The 15,227-nt window shown below is 35.3% G+C and carries 13 protein-coding genes; 5 read left to right on the top strand and 8 right to left on the bottom strand.

Translation table 11 applies throughout. The annotated features are described in order from the left end of the window. Positions 1 to 118 precede the first annotated feature (118 nt). On the bottom strand, positions 119 to 1,648 hold the full coding sequence (locus A8143_RS06760) for a T9SS type A sorting domain-containing protein (protein ID WP_066757454.1): 1,530 nt from the start codon (positions 1,646 to 1,648) through the stop codon (positions 119 to 121). A gap of 555 nt (positions 1,649 to 2,203) precedes the next feature. Here A8143_RS06760 and A8143_RS06755 point away from each other — a divergent pair. After that, on the top strand, positions 2,204 to 3,439 hold the full coding sequence (locus tag A8143_RS06755) for a DEAD/DEAH box helicase (RefSeq protein ID WP_066757453.1): 1,236 nt from the start codon (positions 2,204 to 2,206) through the stop codon (positions 3,437 to 3,439). Position 3,440: 1 nt separating this feature from the next. Here A8143_RS06755 and A8143_RS06750 read toward each other — a convergent pair whose 3' ends face one another. Next, positions 3,441 to 3,713: a DUF1456 family protein gene (locus A8143_RS06750; RefSeq protein WP_066757450.1), complete on the bottom strand. Its 273-nt coding sequence runs from the start codon at positions 3,711 to 3,713 to the stop codon at positions 3,441 to 3,443. Between the two features lie 260 nt (positions 3,714 to 3,973). Next, entirely contained in the window at positions 3,974 to 5,437 is a 1,464-nt protein-coding gene (locus tag A8143_RS06745; protein WP_066757437.1) for a rhodanese-like domain-containing protein, read from the bottom strand. A gap of 182 nt (positions 5,438 to 5,619) precedes the next feature. On the opposite strand from A8143_RS06745, the gene A8143_RS06735 reads away from it, so the two are divergent. Genes A8143_RS06735 through A8143_RS06720 form a run of 4 tightly spaced genes read left to right on the top strand, consistent with a single transcriptional unit; the run spans position 5,620 to position 9,968 of the window. Then, positions 5,620 to 7,551 (top strand): histidine kinase, encoded by a 1,932-nt coding sequence (locus tag A8143_RS06735; RefSeq protein WP_066757435.1) that lies wholly within the window; start codon positions 5,620 to 5,622, stop codon positions 7,549 to 7,551. Continuing rightward, positions 7,544 to 8,299, top strand: a complete 756-nt coding sequence (locus A8143_RS06730) for a LytR/AlgR family response regulator transcription factor (protein ID WP_066757432.1) — start codon at positions 7,544 to 7,546, stop codon at positions 8,297 to 8,299. The genes A8143_RS06735 and A8143_RS06730 overlap by 8 nt, the downstream gene beginning before the upstream one ends. Before the next feature lie 36 nt (positions 8,300 to 8,335). Beyond that, positions 8,336 to 8,893 (top strand): RNA polymerase sigma factor, encoded by a 558-nt coding sequence (locus A8143_RS06725; protein ID WP_066757429.1) that lies wholly within the window; start codon positions 8,336 to 8,338, stop codon positions 8,891 to 8,893. Positions 8,894 to 8,900: 7 nt separating this feature from the next. Beyond that, on the top strand, positions 8,901 to 9,968 hold the full coding sequence (locus tag A8143_RS06720; protein WP_066757426.1) for a hypothetical protein: 1,068 nt from the start codon (positions 8,901 to 8,903) through the stop codon (positions 9,966 to 9,968). 4 nt (positions 9,969 to 9,972) lie between these two features. Here the strand turns inward: A8143_RS06720 and A8143_RS06715 are convergent, their stop codons facing one another. Genes A8143_RS06715 through dut form a run of 5 tightly spaced genes read right to left on the bottom strand, consistent with a single transcriptional unit; the run spans position 9,973 to position 15,226 of the window. Beyond that, on the bottom strand, positions 9,973 to 11,220 hold the full coding sequence (locus tag A8143_RS06715) for a murein hydrolase activator EnvC family protein (RefSeq protein ID WP_066757423.1): 1,248 nt from the start codon (positions 11,218 to 11,220) through the stop codon (positions 9,973 to 9,975). Next, positions 11,165 to 11,992 carry a DUF4292 domain-containing protein gene (locus A8143_RS06710; protein ID WP_066757421.1) on the bottom strand — a complete coding sequence of 276 codons (828 nt, stop codon included), beginning with the start codon at positions 11,990 to 11,992 and terminating at the stop codon, positions 11,165 to 11,167. Before A8143_RS06710 ends, A8143_RS06715 begins: the two co-directional genes overlap by 56 nt. Before the next feature lie 36 nt (positions 11,993 to 12,028). Continuing rightward, positions 12,029 to 13,783 carry a tetratricopeptide repeat protein gene (locus A8143_RS06705; protein WP_066757419.1) on the bottom strand — a complete coding sequence of 585 codons (1,755 nt, stop codon included), beginning with the start codon at positions 13,781 to 13,783 and terminating at the stop codon, positions 12,029 to 12,031. Continuing rightward, positions 13,780 to 14,781, bottom strand: coding sequence for a sugar phosphate nucleotidyltransferase (locus A8143_RS06700; protein WP_066757489.1), 1,002 nt, complete (start codon positions 14,779 to 14,781; stop codon positions 13,780 to 13,782). The genes A8143_RS06705 and A8143_RS06700 overlap by 4 nt, the downstream gene beginning before the upstream one ends. Before the next feature lie 10 nt (positions 14,782 to 14,791). Further along, positions 14,792 to 15,226, bottom strand: a complete 435-nt coding sequence (dut, locus tag A8143_RS06695; RefSeq protein ID WP_066757417.1) for a dUTP diphosphatase — start codon at positions 15,224 to 15,226, stop codon at positions 14,792 to 14,794. Between the last annotated feature and the right edge of the window lies 1 nt (position 15,227).

Raw genomic sequence — 15,227 nt, 5'->3', positions numbered from 1 at the left:
ATTATTGCAAATTTCTTGCGAAAAGCTAAACAGGCATAGCGTTAATGATATGATTAAGAGGTGCGATTTCAAGAGCATAATTAAAAAATAAACGATATTATTGATAAGTATGTTGCATTTAATTTTTGATGAGGGTTAATTGATGGTTTAAATTTTCGCCGATTAATGAGATAATATAAATGCCAGTCTCAAAATTGGTGGTATTAAATTCATTTGTGCCAATGACCCCGTTTTGCTGTAAAATTAATTTACCGTCGAGGGAATGAATGAAGATTTCATAATGACTCGAGTTATCGAGTTCCATCTTGAGAAATGTCTGTCCATTTGACGGGTTGGGGTATAATAGGATGTTATTTTTTATGTCCGATGAATTTTCAATTCTTAAATCACGGTTGAACTGTATTTGTTCTTGGTTAATTTCTGTAATATCATCGGATAAAGTTGATTCTAAAGCCTTTTCTCCATCGCCTTCAATGTCTACCCGCATAATGAAAAGAGAACCCCCGTTGGAGGTATAGGTTAAATTTCCACTGGATGGAGTTCCATCAATATACCCCATTTTTGACCAAAAATTCCCGACGATGTATGCATGTCCTTCATGATTTGTGGTAATGGCAAATGGGTAATGATGTGATGTGACGTCAATGGACGGATTTTGGGTGCCATTGGCCCAAACATAATTACCGGTTGATAAATCATAAGCGACGATGTACAAGTGGTTACCTGCAAAGCCCGTATGCGGCAAAATGGGCTCAGTTAATGCAAATTTAACATCATCGTTTCGAGTTCCTGTAAAATAGACTTTATCGTTCTTTACAGCAACTGAAATTCCAGTGCCATAGACCGAAGTGGCGGGATAAGTGATTTCCGATAAATTTCCGGTGGGAACGTCACCGTCGTGTTTCATAGCGACAAAATAACCTCCCGTATTGCCTCCAACTAGAGGTAAATCTTCGCTTAACATTCCAAAAACATTGAATATTTCACCAGTTTTAGTGCCAGTTATGTATGCATTCCCTGTGCCAGGGTCGGTATCAATATCATTACCTTCCATTTCATATGTAGGTAGGGCCGTCACATTCCCCTTTTTCACAAAATTTCTAACAACGTAATCGCCGGAACCGGCATAATATTCAGAGAATTTACCAACGAAAGCATCAGATTGGGCACTAGTGGTCAGCAATGCATCAAAACCAAATCTAAAGCTTTCTCTAAATGTACCTGTAAACCAGAGTGAACCCATATCTTCAATTGTAGGAGAAGCGCCATCGTAATCCATTCCATTTATAATAGCTTTGGTACCTGGATTAGAAATTTGTTCCCAATGGGGTGAGGCTAAACCTAATAAACTTGGTTTGTATTTACGGATGAATACACGCGTTTCACTTTCAATATCATAAGTTTGACCGGCTACGTAAATATCACCGTTATTTTCGTTAATTGTAATTTCTGTAAGTCGGTTTTTACTTAGTGCACTACCAACATGTTCAATAAAATTTATTTTACCATCATCTCTATTTAGTTGAGCAACGAAGCCGCCACGTGTACCGGGACTTGAACTTAGCGTCAATGACCCACTACCAAAACCTTCATCCCCTTGACCGTTCATTATTGTAATGCTTTCATTATATTCACCCTTGAAATTCATAAAGTTGAGCGTGGGAGATTGGATGAATAGCACACAAGGCTATTGTGAGCAATAAATTGCAAATAAGTTTCATAAGTTTTGTGTTAAGTTAGTACTTGTAGGGTGGTTGCAATTTAGAAATAATTTTTTGATAAAGGCTTATCTGTTAAATAATTAACGGATATGCTGACAGGTTGTTAGCGTGGTTTTAATTCTGGGATGCGTTAGGGACAGGAGCAATTGTTTGAGCTCTCCGTTCGTCCGTCTGAGACGGACGGACGGAAGCGAGTGTGGATGGCCCGCCCTGAATGAGCATGAAGGGAACGCCCAAAAAAAAATCCGACCATTCCCCCAAATGATCGGACTACTGATATGAAAAAAATCGCTGAAATCTCTTTACAAAATTTTCAGACTTACATTTGTCGCGGCGACTAACTCGCAACAATTACAGGACAAATTTAGGGGGCTTTTTTTCTTGTTCAGTTATCACAGTGTTTCGTTTGCGTTAAGTTTAGTTTAAACGGGAATAGTTTTTTCTTTTTGGTGTTTAAATGAAAATGAAATTATCTTTGTTTTATGCGTTTTACAGATTATCGAATATCGAAGGAATTAAAAGCTAATTTGAATGAAATGGGGTTTAAGCGACCTACGGATATACAATTCAAATGTATACCTAACATTCAAAAAGGGGAAGATTTATTAGCAATTGCTCAAACCGGAACGGGAAAAACGGCTGCTTTTGCTATTCCGATAATTGATAAAATTCAATTTGACAGAAAAAAGGGAGGAAAGGATGCGATAAAGGTGATAATTATGGTTCCAACGCGAGAACTTGCTGTTCAGATTGAGGAGGTATTTCATAAAATTGGACGAAATACGAAGGTGAAGACTACGGCAATTTATGGTGGAGTTGATCAAGATCCACAAATTGATAGGTTGTTGACTGGCGTAGATGTTTTGGTATGTACACCAGGTAGATTATTTGATTTGGTGAGCCAAGGCTATGTAAATTTAGGAGGAATAGAAACATTGGTGCTAGATGAAGCAGACCAGATGTTAAATTTAGGTTTTTATAAAGACATTCAAGATTTGATACGTTTTTTACCAAAAAAGCGACAAACATTGTTCTTTTCCGCTACAATTGATAAAAAAATTAAAAAATTAGCATATTCTCTGGTCAATTCGAAGGCGATTCGCATACAGATTTCACCAAAAAATCCGGTGTCTAAGAACGTAGTACATGCCATTACTTTTGTTGAAATGGATGATAAGCGATTTTTTTTGGAACGAATAATTAAGGAAAATCCGAGTTTAAAAATGATGGTTTTTGTGCGAACTAAAGTGAGAGCGGAACGAGTTAAGGCGGCCATGTTGAGGGTTGGAATAGATGTATTGACATTGCATGGCGACAAAGAGCAAGATGACCGTTTGTCTGTGTTAAAAGCATTTAAGGAGGACGAGGTAAAAATACTCGTAGCGACCGATGTTAGTGCGCGAGGAATTGATATTCCGAATATTGATTATGTGATTAACTATGATATGCCAGACATTGCAGAGAATTATGTTCACCGAGTGGGAAGAACAGGAAGAGGGAGGAATAAGGGGCAAGCTTTATCGTTTTGCAGTGAACGTGAAAAAGTATTATTGGCGGGTATTGAAGAGTATATATCTGTACCTATTGACGTTATTGAAACTACAAAAGCGGAGAAAGAGGAAACGATTTTATTTTCAGACGACGGCACAAATAATTGGAAATCGTTAATGGAAAAGAATGAGCTTTCAAAAAAGAATAAAAGGAAGAAAAAGAAATAAGTTAGTTTCCTTTTTTTGCAAATTTTTTGTCTTCATCAGTGCGTTTATCGGGCATTGGACCGCGCTTGTGAATAACTAAACCATTTAAAAAATTTCGTAAAATTTGGTCACCGCAATTTCTGTATTTCGGATGATCTTCTCGACGGAAGAAAGCTCCAAGTTCACTTTCAGTTACTTTAAAATCAACAAGTTTACAAATTTCGACAATATCTTTATTTGTCAATTTTAGTGCTACACGTAATTTTTTAAAAATGTCATTATTCGTCATGTATATTTCTTTTGGGCAAAGGTAGTTAATTTATTGCCAAGCTAAAAATACCACAACAGTTCTATTTTATTATCATTTTTAGTTTTCAATTAACTTCCCTTCCCATGTTAACCTTGGGTCTCCATCTGAGAGGAAATCTTTAAGTTCGTAAATGTTTTGGTATCCGTAACCGTAAAGATTTATGAAAGTAGGAATATTCAATGCTAAGGGTGTACTTTTTGTTTGTAAGGCTTGAATTTCAGTTAAAAAATTGTTGTTGCAATAAATTAAAATTCTTGTGTCTTTCTGCGAATTACGTTTGACAATTTTTCTGCGGTAAAGTCGGAAAAATTAAGGTGTATAGCTCCTTTAAGGTGAATTTGATTGTAAGCTTCTTTTGAGCGAGTATCTAGAATTATAGTGCCATTTTCTTTACTCATTTTATTGAATGTGGCGATATCCACTAAACGACTGGCGCGGTATGATTCCACATCATTGGTTAATGTCTTAAAATCTTCATAATTTATGGCAGCAGGGGGATCTTGAGGTGAAAGGTTTGCGGATTCATCAAAAGTAAATCCTTTTCTTTTAGCTTGTTCGATAATGGCTTTTAGCATGGATTGATCAAGCCCATTTTTAGCATTACTTTCAGTGTTATTAGTCAAATAAGTTGTGCGTTGTAAAGTCAGTTTTTTAATTTGGGATTGGATTGCATTGCGCTCGGATTCTTTTTGAGCGATATAAGCAATTTTTTCTTTTTCATTCAAAGTTTGCATTTCCTCCGGTAAATCTTTATTATCAATGCTGTTTATAATTAATTCACCTTTTTTTTGAGCATCAACAAGATCCCAATTTGAGTTGTCATAGAGATGGCTACTTTTCGATATAGTGCGTTCAACCAAGTTAGATGAACCGTATTTTTTTGAGTTTTTATCTTGTTCAATTTGGTTTTGGATGTAATAATTTTTGTTTTTACCAAAGGCCAAATAAGTGTCGTTTAAGCGTTGGTTGAGTGCTTCAATTTGCTCGTCATATGGTGTTTTCACAAAAGTGGTGGTTTGGTTCATAGAAATTGAACTGTAGAAACCTTCGGTGATATCAGCGCCGTTTTTCCATTGAATTGAAATCCCGTCATCATAATTACCGCAAAATATAGTGTTTATAATAATGTTTTTAGTAGTGGCATTTTGGCAAGCCAATTTGTATGAAGTCTCACCTTGTGCGAATGATTCATTACCCGCAATAAATATTAACTGTAAGCTCTCTAGGTCGTTCGTCCATTCCAATTCGTCCATGCTTCTTTGTATGACTTCACCACAAAATTCATCACCACCTTGGGTTGTTAAAGCGAATAGTTCTTTGGAAATTTCGTCCAAATTTTTGGTTAAATCCACAATTTTTCTGACGTATTGTTGGTTGCGGGATAATCCGCTGTTTCCATATTCGTACAACGCTATTTCAACATCTGCATAATTATTGTTTTTTTTGGCTTGAGCCAGTTGATTAACAATTCTCCACAATTGAGATTTAGCTTGTTCAATTAAACCGCTCATACTTCCGCTTGTGTCTAGCAACAAGGCTATTTTGATGTCATTAGCATTTTGGTTTGTAGGAGGCGCAACCTGTATGGCGCGTACGTTGATTGAAAATTTCGCCTTTGCATTTGTTGCTGTTTTTATTGTGAAACCAGAGAATAAAAGGAGAACTATGATAAGTCCTATAGCTGATATTAAGCGTTTTCTACTTTTCATTTGCTTGAATTTTAGAGCTAAATTAGAAGCATTGAATGTCTTTGAAAAGTGACAATGAGTTTTGAATAGGATTAAGTGAGGTAAAGGGCGATTTGGATGAGTGAACTTAAATGTACTGAAAGTATCCTCTAGCAATTCGTTGATACGGTAGATTTATTGTGCTTATCTTTAATGAGATTTTGATGAAATTTAAAGGCTTGAAATATGGTTTTTTGGTACTGCTTATCATCAGTATAATGCCCGTTTGTTTAGGTCAATCTAAACGAATTCAGCCTATATCTTCGCAAAAAGTACTCGAAAGATTGGATTCTGCGAAGCGAATTTTTGATGAAAATCCTATGGAGGCTATCATTTTCGTTGAATCTTCAATTCGTTTGTCTATCAAAAATGACTTAACGTATGAATTAGCCCTTTCCTATGCCACTTTAGCAAATTTTAATTATCAGTTGCAAGAATACAATAGTGTTTTATTAAATGGCTATCGAGCTATTCCGCAATTAAAGATAAAGGAGAATTGGACGAGTTTATACCAGGTTAATTGGATAGTGGCGAAAAGTCATTACCATTTAAAACAATACAATGAAGCGTATAATCAATTTGCAGCAGCCAAGTCAGTTGGTCGATTGCAAGCTAACCCGTCGTTTGAGGTAAAAGCGATATTAGAACAGGGGAATTGTTTGTTTGCGCAAGAACGTTTAGTCGAAGCCGAAGCACATTTTCGTAGTGCAAGGGTTGCAGCAGAAAGAAGCGAATTATTAGATTTAGTTGCGGAGATTGATTATCAGTTGGGAGAGCTTTTTTTGCAGAAAGGAGAGCAGGAACAAGCAACAATTTTTTATTCGGACGCAATTACGAATGCTTATCAATCAAATAATAATAGTGTTTTAACCCGCGAAAATGCACGCCGTGTATCATCGGTTAAAAAAGGGGATTTAAAATCGGATACTTTAGTCTTGGATGGATTAAAACAGGCCGAGGCTCATTTTACGAAAGTTAAAGACACCAATTCAATCGTGCAAAATAACCTTCAAAAAGCTACTTTGTATGAGTCGTTTGGGAATTTTGATGAGGCCAAAACTGCGGTATCAAATTCACTCATACTGTCTCAAAAATCGGGCGATATAGCTGCACAATTAGAATCGTCTAAAAAGCTATATGATTTACATTTAGCATCAAATGAAAGGGAGGCGGCAAGTCAAGAATTAAACAATTATTTATTGTTACGCGATTCACTTTTAAAATTGCAATTGCAAAAGAAAGAAGAGCAATTGGCCATACGTGCTGTTGAAGATCAAATTACGGTATTAGAACAAGAGCGGAAGTTGGATCAACAGACAATTAATATTTTAGAACGAGAAAAAAATGTAAATGAGGCTGAAATTAGGCAGCAGCGCGCTTTATTGTATGCATTGGTACTTGTTTTGCTCGCTTTTGGATCGTTTTCATTTATTTTATATCGGAACACGAAAGCAAAAAATAGGGCCAACCAATTACTTTATTTAAAATCATTGCGATCTCAAATGAACCCTCATTTTATTTTTAATTCTTTGAACTCGGTCAATAATTATATCGCAACAAGTAATGAAAAGGAGGCTAATAAATACCTCTCAAAATTTGCTAAGTTAATGCGTTTAGTATTGGATTATTCTGAGGCGGAATTTATAAGTTTAGAACAAGAAATAGAGTTGCTAAAACTTTATGTTGAGTTAGAATATGAGCGATTTAAAGATAAGTTTGATTATTCCTTTAAGGTGGATGAAGATATTTTATTGTCCAATTATGAAATACCTCCCATGATAATTCAGCCCTTTATAGAAAACGCAATCTGGCATGGGTTACGGTATAAAGGTCAGAAAGGAGAGCTTTTAATTAATTTTACCAATTATAATGATTGGGTAGAGATTAGTATAAAGGATGATGGAATTGGGCGAAAAAAATCTCAAGAAATAAAAACACCGAGTCAAAGGCAACATGCATCGAGCGGGATGAAGAATGTTGAAGACAGGACAAAAATGATTGATAAAGTTTTTAAAAAACGAATCAATTATGAGATTTTGGATTTGCCTAAAGATGGCGGGACAGAAGTTATCATAAAATTATTCCGATATGAATGAATTGAGTTGTATAATAGTTGATGATGAGGCGATCGCGCGGGATACTTTGCGATTATACCTTCAAAAATACTGTTCGGATGTTAAAGTTTTGGATAGCTGTGAGAATATAGAAGAAGCGAAACGATCCCTAAATAAGTATAATCCAAACATCGTTTTTTTAGACATTGAAATGCCATATGGTAATGGTTTTGATTTACTTGAGCAATTAGGTGAAGTAAATTTTGAGGTAATTTTTATTACCGCATTCAGCAATTACGCAATACAGGCCTTAAATTTAAGTGCAACCCATTATATTTTAAAACCCATTGATATAGATGAGTTAATTATAGCAATAGAAAAAGTGAAAAAGAAAAATTTTTCAGGCTCACATTTTCAGATTCAATCTCAAGTATTAATTGAAAATCTTCAAAAAGTAAACAGTCAACTTAACCGTATTGTTTTACCTCATTTAAATGGGTTTGATGTTGTGCCTGTTAAGTCAATATTATACGCTCAGGCGGCAGATAATTATTGCGAAATTCATTTATTGTCAGGAGAAAAATTTTTAATTTCTAAACCACTCAAATTTTACGACGATTTATTGTCCTCGATGGGTTTTATTCGAATTCATAAATCATATTTGATTAATGGGAATGAAATTGTATCCTATAGAAAGGGAAAAACAGGTCAAGTTGTGTTGTCAAATGGGTCAGTTTTTGATATTTCAAATAGTCGAAAAAAAGATTTTTTGGCTTATTTTTCTCGGTAAGGTTACTTTTTTGGCTGTTTGACATAAATACCTAGAGTGAAGGATAAGGAAATCATATCGCGCATAAAGAAGGGAGATACAGAGGCTGCCGTTAAAGTTTTGTATAAAGAGTTTCCCAAAATTCGAGCAAATATTTTGTCGCATGGTGGTGATGAGGATATTGCGCAAGAAATATTTCATGATAGCTTAATTCTTTTAATTGAAAAAGTCAATGAACGTGATTTTAAATTGACTTCAAAATTGTCGACTTACCTTTATGGAATAAACCGTTTTATGTGGATGAATGAGGCGAGAAAGCGGCAAAAAAATCCCGAAGCAGAATGGAAAGATACGTTGATTTTAACTGCTGATGATTTAGGATATGATAATGAAAAGGAGGAAGAGCTGAAGCAGTTAGAGATTATCCTGTCTAGTGTGTCGGCACGATGTAAAGAGATTTTTGAATTGTTTTATTTTAAGAAAGAAAGCATGAAAAGAATCGCGGAAATATTAGATTTTTCAAGTGTAAACTCAGCAAAAACCCAAAAATATAAATGTATGGAAAAAGCCATTTTAATGGCAAAAGAACTTAAGCAACCAACAACGACAACTTAATATTAATATGAGAACTGAATTAAAAAAACTGGAGCAAGTAGATGCTTATTTATCAGGGGAGCAAACTGCGGTTGAAAAACGTGCCTTTGAAGATAAGTTGAAGCATGATTCAGAATTGCAATCTTTGGTTAGTCAACAAAAAAGTTTAATTAGAGTCATAAACCGATCAGCGTTACGCGCAGAAATTAGTGCAGTTGCGGCTGCAAATGCAGCTGCTTCATCTGGAACAGGTTTAACAAATGTGTTTTTAGGTGTAGGTGGTGTTTTGGGTATAGCAGGAATTTTTGGAGCGTATTTTTATTTTTCTGAGCCCACCACAAATGAATCAGATGAAATGGGAGAAGTTGTAACCAATGAAATTACCACTGAGATAGATACCATTCAACCTGAAAACACCTATCAAGAAGAAATTTATAATGACGATATACATGAAGTAAATATAGAAGAACCGGAGACTGTATTTTCTTCCATAAAAAAATATGAGAACGGGGAGGAGGAAACCGACAAAATGAGTGTTAATGTTCAGTTCAAACCAAGTGAAGATAGGGCAGTAACAACACCTAAAAATATAGAAGAAAAAGCAAAGGTTAAAGAAAAACCTAAAGTTAAAGAAGAAGGTTTGATAAAGCCTAAGGTTGCTTTTACGGATCGTTCGGTACGTGCGCATTTTCCTGAAGGAAATCAAGCCATGAAAGAGTTTATTGATAAGAACCTTCACTATCCGCGTTCGGCGAGTAATAAAAATATCGAAGCCGTAATTCGTTGTGAATTTATAGTAACGGAGGATGGATTGATTCAAGAAATTAATGCGGACTGTATCAGTATGTCGGATAAAGGTGGGGAACCTTATAGTGACTTAAAAGTGTTGATGAATAAGCGAATTATGGATGCGTTTATTGGTAATGCGACACATGTTCTTCGTACAATGCCAACCTGGGAGCCGGCACGTAATGCAGCGGGATCTCCGGTTTTATCAATGCAACGTATGTATTTCAACTACTCTATCGATCATGGGTGTTTAGTCTATCAGTTGGACGATGATATTACGATTGAAGAGGATGGCTCAGACAATTAGAAACTTATTTATAGAGCCAGTAAGTTGGATTAATGTTTGAGATTTGTCCTTCTGGAGTTATTTTTCTTATTTCAAAATGAACGTCTGAATTACCAGAGTTATTGATCAATAATGCTCCGATTTCTTGCTTGACTTTAATTTGTTCACCGGCTTTAACATAGGTTTCTTGTAAATTTGAGTAAATGGTTCTATAATTTCCATGTGCAATAATGACAGCTTTACCAGCACCTGGAATTACGATAACACTTGATACTACGCCTTCGTATACTGCACGAACAGTTGATCCTTTAACGGTGGTAATATCCACTCCGTTATTGTAGGTGAAAACGTTAACATGAACCGGGTGTGGCTGTTTGCCAAAACCTTTAGTAATTTCACCTGTTTTAACGGGCCATGGTAAACGGCCTTTATTGTCCTCAAAACCTTTATTACTCAAGGCAATTTCTTTGGTTTCTTTGGATGTAGTTTTTTTCTTTTTTTCCGCAAGAATTTCTTTGTTTATTGCTGCGTTTATGGCGTTTTGAATGTCTTTTGATTTTTTGCGTTGTTCAGCGAGCTCTTTTTTTAATTGCTCTTCTTTTCCTTGCATTTCCGCAATGGTTTGTTTTTGCTTTTCTCGATCACGAACATAATTCCGTTGTTCTTGTGCATTTAAAGCAGTGACTTTATCTTTTTCCTGTTTCTTAGAAACTAATTCGGTTTGTTGCGCTTCGAGGGCTGCAATTGAAGCTTGAATTTTACGAATTTGATCAGAACGGTATTTTGCCAATTGTTCTAAATATTCAAGGCGCTTATTTGCTTGATTAAATGATTCGGAGGAAAGAACGAAAAGTAAAGACGCTGTTGAATTTCTCATCTTGTACGCCTGAATAATCATCAGTTTATAATGCAGTTTCTGTTGCTCAACTTCAATTTCAAGTTTAGCTATTTCTGATGATAGTTTTGTTATTTCACTGTTCAATTTAGATTGCTGAAGGGCTAAATTATCTAAAAGTGCTTGTCGGTAATGAATTTTTCTTTCGATTAAATTAATGTTATCCGATAGATTTTTACGACTTTCAGCAGTCGTTTCCAAAAGTTTTTGCGTCAACCCAATTTTCTTTTCGAGCTCACGTTGTTGAGCTTTTAAGCGGTCACTTTCCTTTTGTTGCCCAAATGATGGTGCAGCAAAGAATAAACAAATAAACGGTATGAGTTTAAGGACATTCAATGTATGAGTCAGGTATTTTAATTGAAATTTCTTTTCGATCATTGAGTTTTACAGGGGCATAGTTCATGCCAATACGCAATGTATCCCTCGGGTTCATGATTTTAATGGCAGTTTCTTCTGGTACCATAAATCCTTCTTCAGCTTTACGTGAAAGATAGTTTACTTCAATAGAAGTTGTGTCGTTAGGAATTTCGATGTCTATTCTATCGACAAGCATATTTTCTCCATTAATATGGTATTGAATCAGCATTTCTTCATCGTCAATATCTAATTTGTCTTGTTCAAGTTTTTTGTACGCCCTTTTTTTATGAGAAGAAAGGATATAATGATCTTTGGCATTTATTTGTTTGTATTTTTCTTTGATGTCAAAACCAATCGGTTTACCCAGTAAGAGTTCTTGGAAAAATTCAAATTCTAGTTCTGTGCCAAACAAAATAGATATATAGTCAAGGCTTTTGTTAAAATAGCAATCCTCTAATTTGTTTACAAAAGTTACAGAGTCTTGATTAACCATGTAAGTGGCGAGTATGATTGTTTTTTTTATATAGCCACCAAAAGCGCTGTCGACATTTAGTTTTACATAAGCAGAAAACGAATTGTTTTGAGTTGAACTGAGTAAGTCAATTCCAATACGAACATTAAAGTAGTCAAAACCAACCTTACTTTGATCTTGAAGTGCTAATTCTAATTCTTTATCGCTTTTATTTTTTAATTTAAAATCGCTGTTTTCATGTCTCCTATTTCCACAGGCCACGGCTACAACAATTAAGGTAAATGTGATAAGGGTTTTTAGTATGGTAATTTTTTTAGTCATTGATTAGTTTCTCCTATTAGCTGAAAACTTTTGATATTAGTTGGGTGCAAAATAAGTTTGGTTTTCAATTTTTTTCAATAATAAGGGTGAGCTTCCTCCAAATTCTACAGCCTCTTGCCACATTTCGACTGATTTTTCAGTTTCGCCATTGAGGGATAAAGCATCTCCATATTTCTCTAAGATGGTTGCGTTATAATAATTATCGTAAAGTGCTTTAAGGTAATTTTCTGCCGCTGTTTTGTACAATTTTTGTTGGAATAAAATGTCCCCTTTAAGTTCGAGTAGTTTAATGTTTTTAGGTAGTTTCATTAATCCTTCATTCACTTTCTCAAGAGCAGCATCCAATTGCGATTGTTGCAATAAATTTTTACTTTGATGCAGATACACACTTGGGTTGCTCGGGAATATCCCTAAAGCTTGTTCAAAATAGAAAGCGCCATCTTGGGGCTCATCCATCCTATAATTCATATCACCAATTTGGTACAGAAATTCTGAACTAAGTTGTGGGTCTTTTACCACTAAATCTTTTCCCAGGAATAGATATTCTTCAGCTTGCTCAAATTCACTTAATTCTTTAGCAGCAATTCCTCCAAAGAGATAAAAAACGGGTTGAGCAGGAAACAAGGTCATGGCTTCTTGACTTGTTTCAAGTTGTTTTTTATGTAAATGTAAATCGTTTTGGAGGTTTAAAAGTTGTATCCAATTATTATAAGATCCTTTATTAAGTTGTACGGCTTTGGCATACTCTTTTTCTGCCTCCATTTTTTTATTGCAAACCATTAAATAATACCCGTAGTAATCATGCATTTTAGCATTTTGCAATTCAGGATCATAAATTATGGAAAAGAGCGTGTCGATACCTTTACGCATTTCTTGATAATCAAGTTTATCATTGGCAGCATAGGGAATTAAACCTCTTGTGATTTCTAATTTGCGATCAAGCTCCACCTCCTTACTTTTAAAGCCTTTATAAAGATTGTAAAATGCTCCTTTTACGTTGTCTTGTCTAAGTTCAATATCCGCCATCATGATATAGGCTTGACCGTTATTTGGATCAAGTTTAATGACGTCATTTATTAATTGACTCGATTTTTTAAGGCGATTGTTCTGCATGTAAAATTCAGCAGCTATTATTTTATTTTCAAGATTGGTAGGACTGTCATCTAAAAATGCTTTCATTTCAGACTCGGCCAGCTCTATTAACCCCATTCTGCTATATAAGTCATATTTTGTAAAACTTACTTCAGGAATTTTTCCAGTTTCGACTTCAATTTCATTTAGCATGGATATTGCTCGCTCATTTCTTCCCGCTCTAATTAATGTTTCCGTATACTTGAATTTGATTTCAATGTTTTTTTCATCAGCGATGATTCCTTCGTATAAATCAGCTGTTTTAGCATAATTTTCTTGTCCAAAATATAAATCAGCTAAGCGAAGGGTATACCATTTGTTGGAAGAATCATACTTGTACGCCAACTGAGCATGGTACAATGTCTTGTCGTCGTTTCGAGTGGTTTCGTATAAATCGGATAGAGCAAAGTGTACCGCTGGATGCTCTGGTTGGTACACTAAACATGCTTCGAATAATTCAATGGCTTTTTCATAATGCCCAATAATTTTCTCTGAATTTGCTTCATGAAACCTGATTTTAAACGCTTTTCTGGTTTCGTATGCGTTTTGTTCTTGGATAACTTCTTTGGTATCAGTGCATGAAGTTATGATACTGGCTACAGTTAGAAGTATAGAGAAAATACTTGTTTTTTGGAAGATATGTTGGTTCAATTTTATCATTCAATTGTGGTATAATCACCAATACTTATGACTTTTCCGTGACTTAAAATTTTAGCGTGATTACCAATCATAGAATCCTGAAGTATAGAATTGGCAATGGTTGCATTTTTTTGAACAATTGAATTCGTCACAACAGAATTTTTTACGGTTGTTCCTCGTCCAATAGAAACATGCGGTCCTATAACTGAATTCTCCAATACGACATGTGGTCCAATATAACATGGAGGAATAATAACAGCGTTCTTGTTCACTAAATCTTTGGATACTAAATTTTCATTTTTATCAAATTCGAGCACTCTTTGATTCGTGTGAACGGTTACTTTTTTATTTCCACAATCCAGCCATTCGGAAACTTTTCCTGGCTTGAATTTAGCTCCTTTTTTTGTTAAGTTTTTAAGTGCATCCGGAAGTTGATATTCGCCGCCTTTAATAATTCCATTGTCAATGAGATATTGTAATTCAGCCTTGAGCTTTTCTCCTTCTTTGAAGTAGTAAATGCCAATCATGGCCAAATCAGAAACAAATGTTTGGGGTTTTTCTACAAAATCTTCTATGACACCATCGTCATTTAGTTTTACCACACCAAAAGCTGAAGGATCTTCTATTTGCTTAACCCATAAAATTCCATCTGCTTCGTTATCAAGTGTAAAATCGGCACGGAATAAGGTGTCTGCAAAAGCAACTACAACAGGTCCGTCTAAAGATTCTGCAGCACAGAGCACGGCGTGAGCAGTTCCTAGCGCTTTGTCTTGGTAATATATACGACCTTTTGCGCCTAATTTTTCAGCCACTTTTATTAATTCATCTTCTACTTCTTTACCAAAATCACCAATTACGAAAGCAATTTCATCAATTTTTTCGGTACTCGTCTTTGCTATATCTTGTACAAGACGATGAACGATTGGTTTTCCGCCTACAGGAACAAGTGGCTTAGGAACAGTTAATGTGTGAGGTCTTAATCTGCTGCCTCTTCCAGCCATGGGTACTATAATTTTCATCTTAAATATTTTATTTTTTTCCGGTACTACCGAATCCACCAGCACCTCTTTCAGTTTCATCCAAAACTTCAACTCCAACAAATTCAGCTTGCTCATGTTTAGCGATCACTAATTGAGCAATACGTTCTCCATCTTTGATTTCAAAATTTTCATTGGATAAATTAACCAAAATCACACCAATTTCTCCACGATAATCTGCATCAATAGTGCCAGGAGAATTCAAAACAGTAATTCCATTTTTATAGGCTAATCCACTTCTTGGTCTAACTTGAGCTTCATAGCCGTTTGGCAGTGCCATAAACAACCCAGTTTTTATCAAGCTTCTCTCCAGAGGTTTAAGAATGATGGGTTCTTCTATATTGGCGCGTAAGTCAACTCCAGCAGATGATTCTGTTTCGTACTGCGGTAGAGTATGTTTAGATTTATTTATAATTTCAATTTTCATG

It is taken from the genome of Crocinitomix algicola (assembly GCF_001661595.2).
In the GTDB taxonomy this organism is placed as follows: Bacteria; Bacteroidota; Bacteroidia; order Flavobacteriales_D; family Crocinitomicaceae; genus Crocinitomix; species Crocinitomix algicola.
Note: the sequence above shows the minus strand (reverse complement) of the source record. Positions and strands in the feature narration are given on the sequence as shown.

Excerpts from the sequence above, each read along its gene's own strand:
- A8143_RS06760 (WP_066757454.1), bottom strand. The coding sequence starts at position 1,648 with ATGAATTTCAAGGGTGAATATAATGAAAGCATTACAATAATGAACGGT.
- A8143_RS06755 (WP_066757453.1), top strand. The coding sequence starts at position 2,204 with ATGCGTTTTACAGATTATCGAATATCGAAGGAATTAAAAGCTAATTTG.
- A8143_RS06745 (WP_066757437.1), bottom strand. The coding sequence starts at position 5,437 with ATGAAAAGTAGAAAACGCTTAATATCAGCTATAGGACTTATCATAGTT.
- A8143_RS06735 (WP_066757435.1), top strand. The coding sequence starts at position 5,620 with ATGAAATTTAAAGGCTTGAAATATGGTTTTTTGGTACTGCTTATCATC.
- A8143_RS06730 (WP_066757432.1), top strand. The coding sequence starts at position 7,544 with ATGAATGAATTGAGTTGTATAATAGTTGATGATGAGGCGATCGCGCGG.
- A8143_RS06720 (WP_066757426.1), top strand. The coding sequence starts at position 8,901 with ATGAGAACTGAATTAAAAAAACTGGAGCAAGTAGATGCTTATTTATCA.
- A8143_RS06715 (WP_066757423.1), bottom strand. The coding sequence starts at position 11,220 with ATGATCGAAAAGAAATTTCAATTAAAATACCTGACTCATACATTGAAT.
- A8143_RS06710 (WP_066757421.1), bottom strand. The coding sequence starts at position 11,992 with ATGACTAAAAAAATTACCATACTAAAAACCCTTATCACATTTACCTTA.
- A8143_RS06705 (WP_066757419.1), bottom strand. The coding sequence starts at position 13,783 with ATGATAAAATTGAACCAACATATCTTCCAAAAAACAAGTATTTTCTCT.
- A8143_RS06700 (WP_066757489.1), bottom strand. The coding sequence starts at position 14,781 with ATGAAAATTATAGTACCCATGGCTGGAAGAGGCAGCAGATTAAGACCT.
- dut (WP_066757417.1), bottom strand. The coding sequence starts at position 15,226 with ATGAAAATTGAAATTATAAATAAATCTAAACATACTCTACCGCAGTAC.